The following is a 4,470-nucleotide window of genomic DNA, read 5'->3' as shown; positions in this document are numbered from 1 at the left end:
GTCGGCGAGGGCGTCGACATCTCGCTCCTCCGGCCCACCGAGGTCGATGGTGACCTCGAACGGGCGACCCGCCTTGCCGCCCTTGACGCCCCAGCAGGCAAGGATCGACCGGTCGGCGATGGACATGAAGTTCGCGTCCTTGAGCATCCGGATCTGCTTCTCGTAGCCCAGGCCACCGCGGTAGCGCCCGGCACCGCCCGAGTCGACCGCGAGGCCGAGGCGCTCGACGATGAACGGGAAGCGGGACTCGGTGAACTCGGTGGGCAGGTTCCGGCTGTCCGGCACGACGTGGATGGTGTCCTCGCCGTCGGCGTAGTAGCGACCACCCGAGCCGCCACCGAGCACCTCACGCATGAGGTAGTCGTTGCCGTCGCGGTCCTTGCCGTAGACACCGGTGTAGCGGATGGTCTCCTGGTCGGCCGGCATCTTGCCGTCGACGGCCTTGGCCACCACGCCCGCGAGCACGCCGAGCAGGCGCAGGATCACGAACGTGCGGGCGTTGGTCGGCGCCGGGAAGATCGGCGTCAGCAGGGTGCCCTTCTCCGGGAAGCGCATCTCGATGAGCGGCACGATGCCCTCGTTGACGTCGAGCTCCGCCATCCGCTCCGGGGTGTCGGCCAGGTTCCGCAGGATCGGCGCGAGCCACTTCTTGAGGAAGTTGCCGCCGACGTAGTCGCCGCAGTGGTTGATCGGGCCCTTGGCCTGCGGGGCGGTGCCGGTGAAGTCGATGACGAGGCGCGGGCCCGCCGGACGGCCGTTCTCTGGATCGGCCGGAGCGTCGCTGACCTTCGTCAGGGTGATCCGCTGGGTGTGCAGCTTCGGGTCGTCGACGCCGTCGTGCTCGGCGTAGTCCTCCCAGACGTAGGTGCCGTCGGGGATCTTGGAGAGGATCTCGCGGCGGTACGTCTCCGTGGTCTGGTCGAGGATCGCGTCGAACGCGGCCTCCACGGTCTCGCGGCCGTAGCGCTCGAACAGCTCGGAGAGCCGGCGCGCGCCCATGAGGCAGGCCGAGCACTCGGCGTCGAGGTCGGCGGCGAGGCTGTCGGGCATGCGGGAGTTGCGGGTCATGATGCGCAACGCCGCCTTGTTGGGAACTCCCTTGTCCCACAGCTTGATCGGCGGGACAGACAGCCCCTCCTCGAACACGCTCGTGGCGCCGCTGGGCATCGAGCCGGGGCAGGCGCCGCCGATGTCGTCGTGGTGGCCGAACGCCTGCACGAACGCGACGACCTCGCCACGGTGGAACACCGGGACGGTGACGCACAGGTCGGGCAGGTGGCCGATGCCGCCCTCGGACTCGTAGACGTCGTTGTGGAAGAAGACGTCCCCCTCCTGCATCTCGTCGAGGGGGAAGTCTCGGGCGACGGGGTGCACGAGGGCCGAGTAGGAGCGGCCGGTGAGCTTGCGCAGCTGGCGGTCGTGGATGCCGGCTCGGAAGTCGTGCGCGTCGCGGATCATGGGCGAGCGGCTGGTGCGGGCGATGGCGGTCTCGACCTCCATCTCGACGCTCGCGAGGGTGCCCTGCACGATCTCGACCAGGATCGGGTCGACGGTCGTGCCCACTGCCGTGAGCCGGTTCCCGTGCTCGTATGCCGTGGGGAGGCCCGCGGGGTTCACGGGCGCCTCTGCGGTCTGGGTCTGGGCGGTCATGGGGCTCAGGCCTCCTTGGTGATGACGAGGTTGCCGATCGCGTCGACGCGAACGGTGAAGCCGGGGTGCACGGGCACGGTCGAGCCGAACTCCTCGATGATCGCCGGCCCGCTCAGGGTGTCGCCGGCGCGCAGGTCGGGCCGCCAGTACACGTCGGTGTCGACGTAGCCGACCTCCGCGTCGAAGCAGACCGGCCGCGTGGACGTGCGGGCGCGCTCCACGACGCGGGCCTCGCCCTCGTTGGTGCTGACCTCGCGCAGCTCGGGCCGCGTGATGGGCCCGACGCCGGTGACCCGCAGGTTGACCCACTCGACCTGCTGGCTCGGGTCGCCCTTGAAGTCGTAGCCGTACAGCGCGCGGTGCTCGGCGTGGAACGCATCGGCGACCTCCGCGGCATACGCCGCGTCGACGGTGCCCTCGGGCGCCGCCACGCGGACCTCGAACGCCTGGCCGAAGTAGCGCAGGTCGACGGTGCGCGAGTAGCGGTGGGCATCGCGCGGGAAACCCTCTGCGTCAAGGTCTTTCGCGGCCTTGTCGGTGAGCTCGTCGAAGGTCTTCTGCACGGCCGCGTGGTCGAGGCTCGCGTGCTTGGCCACGGCCGTCTGCACGTAGTCGTTCTTGACGTCGACCGTCAGCAGGCCGAAGGCCGAGACGTTGCCCGGGTTCTGCGGCACGACCACGCCGGCGAGGTCGAGGATGTCGACGAGGCGGCACGCGAGCAGCGAGCCGGAGCCGCCGAACGTCGCGAGCATGAAGTCGCGGACGTCGAGGCCCCGCTTGACGCTGACCTGGCGCAGGGCGTTGGCCTGGTTCCAGGCCGAGATCTCGAGGATGCCGGTGGCGCAGTGGTCCGGGTCGATGCCGAGCTGCGCCGCGAGGTCGTCGATGCCACGCCTGGCCGCCTCGGTGTCGAGGGGGATCTCGCCGCCGAGCAGGTGCGGGGGGATCCTGCCGAGGACGACGTGGGCGTCGGTGATGGTCGGCGCGGTGCCGCCCTTGGCGTAGCAGAGCGGACCCGGGTCGGCGCCCGCGGACTGCGGACCGACCTTGAGGGTCCCCTCGGGGGAGATCCAGGCGATGGAGCCGCCGCCCGCGCCGACGGTCACGACGTCGATCATGGGGATCTTGGACGGGTAGGCGCCGACGGAGCCCTCGGTCGTGAGCGTCGGCTCGCCGTGCAGCACGACGCTGACGTCCGTGGACGTGCCGCCGCCGTCGCAGGTGAGGACCTTGTCGAAGCCCGCCTTGCGCGCGATCAGCCCGGCCCCGAGGGCACCGGCCGCCGGGCCGGACAGCACGGTGGTGATGGGCTGGTGCACGACCTCGTCGGCCGAGAGCACACCGCCGTTGGACTTCATGATGTAGAAGGGGATGGTCTCCCGGGCAGGGGCGCTGCCGCCCTCCGCCTCGCCGAGGAAGCCGTCGAGGCGGCCCTTGATGTTGGTGACGTAGCGCGACACGTTCGGCTTGACGGCGGCGTCGACGAGCGTGGTCATCGACCGCTCGTACTCGCGGTACTCGCGCAGCACCTCGGACGAGATCGACACGATCGCGTCGGGGTGCTCGCGGCGCAGGATCTCGCGCATCCGCAGCTCGTGCTCGTCGTTGGCGTAGGAGTGCAGGAGGCACACGCCGATCGTCGTGATCCCGCGGTCCTTGAACCAGCGCGCGGCGGCGACGGCCTGCTCCTCGTCGAACGGGCGGATCTCGTTGCCCTCGAAGTCGAGCCGACCGTCCACCGTCTTCACGTAGTCGGCCGGGACGATGCGCGGCGGCTTGACCCAGAAGTAGGAGTTGCCGTAGCCGTCCGGGACCGACTGCCGGGCGATCTCGAGGAGGAACTCGTAGCCCTCGGTGGTGATGAGCCCGAGGTCGCCGACCTTGCCCTCGAGCAGCTGGTTCGTGGCGACGGTCGTGCCGTGGCTGACCGACACGACGTCCTCGCCGAGGGCACCCATGAGGCGGAGCACCTTGGCCATGCCGGTGAGGAAGCCGTCAGCGGGGTTCGCCGGCGTGGACGGCGTCTTGGTGGTGACCACCTCACCGGTCGCCACGTCCAGCGCCACCACGTCGGTGAAGGTGCCTCCCGTGTCGATGCCGATGCGGATCCGGCGCGACGGTGCTTCGGGCTCGGCAGAGGGCATGCGGTCATTCAACCGGGGCGCGTGGCCTCCCGCGCACCGGGTCGGCACTTTGCCCCTGACGCTCCGCCCAGGCCGGCCAGAGCCGTCGCGCGACCCCGGCATCGAGGTGGCCGCCGAGATGCATCGACCGCCACACACCGCGGTAGCCGGGCAGCAGGCCGGCCGCCACGAGCACGTGCCCGGCGATGACCGGCGTGACGGCCCAGGTCGCCCACCGGTGCACGTGGACCAGCACCGCGTACGCCGGCCCGCCGTGCAGCTGGGCCAGCGCGACCCCGCTCCCCACCAGCACGGCGAGCAGCACCACCAGCACGATGTTGGCGACCCGCTGCCCCGGGTCGAAGTGTCCCTCGTGCCGCGCGAACCGGCCGGTGACAGCGGCGCGCGGCCACGCCGACAGCCAGTGCACGTCGCTGCGGCGGAAGCGCAGCGACTCCCGCACGAACGTCACCGCGGCCCGGACCCCGAGCACCAGCCCGGCCAGGACGACACCGGTCAGCGCCCAGCCCGTCCACCGGTGCAGCTCGGTGTCCGGCCGGCCGGTGAGCCGGGAGAGCGGGGACGGGTCGCCCTCGTGACCCAGCGCGAGCCACCACCCGGTGCCGAGCAGCAGCAGCACCGTGACGTAGATGACGGCGTGGAACCAGCGGGCCGAGCGGCCGTAGCGCTCGACCTC

Annotated in this window: 3 protein-coding genes; all 3 read right to left on the bottom strand. The window is 71.2% G+C overall.

Going from position 1 to position 4,470, the window contains the following annotated elements; genetic code table 11:
* Positions 1 to 1,650 (bottom strand): hydantoinase B/oxoprolinase family protein (locus tag VIB11_RS03120; RefSeq protein ID WP_332028265.1); only part of this gene is annotated, 1,650 nt, incomplete at its 3' end.
* A gap of 5 nt (positions 1,651 to 1,655) precedes the next feature.
* Positions 1,656 to 3,794 carry a hydantoinase/oxoprolinase family protein gene (locus tag VIB11_RS03115; protein ID WP_332028263.1) on the bottom strand — a complete coding sequence of 713 codons (2,139 nt, stop codon included), beginning with the start codon at positions 3,792 to 3,794 and terminating at the stop codon, positions 1,656 to 1,658.
* A 4-nt stretch (positions 3,795 to 3,798) separates the two neighbouring features.
* A partial coding sequence (locus tag VIB11_RS03110) for a cytochrome b/b6 domain-containing protein (RefSeq protein ID WP_332028261.1) occupies positions 3,799 to 4,470 on the bottom strand: 672 nt, incomplete at its 5' end.

The organism is Pedococcus sp., assembly GCF_036554925.1.
Classification (GTDB): Bacteria; Actinomycetota; Actinomycetes; order Actinomycetales; family Dermatophilaceae; genus Pedococcus_A.
Note: the sequence above shows the minus strand (reverse complement) of the source record. Positions and strands in the feature narration are given on the sequence as shown.

Coding starts and splice junctions, on each gene's coding strand:
- VIB11_RS03115 (WP_332028263.1), bottom strand. CDS start 3,794: ATGCCCTCTGCCGAGCCCGAAGCACCGTCGCGCCGGATCCGCATCGGC.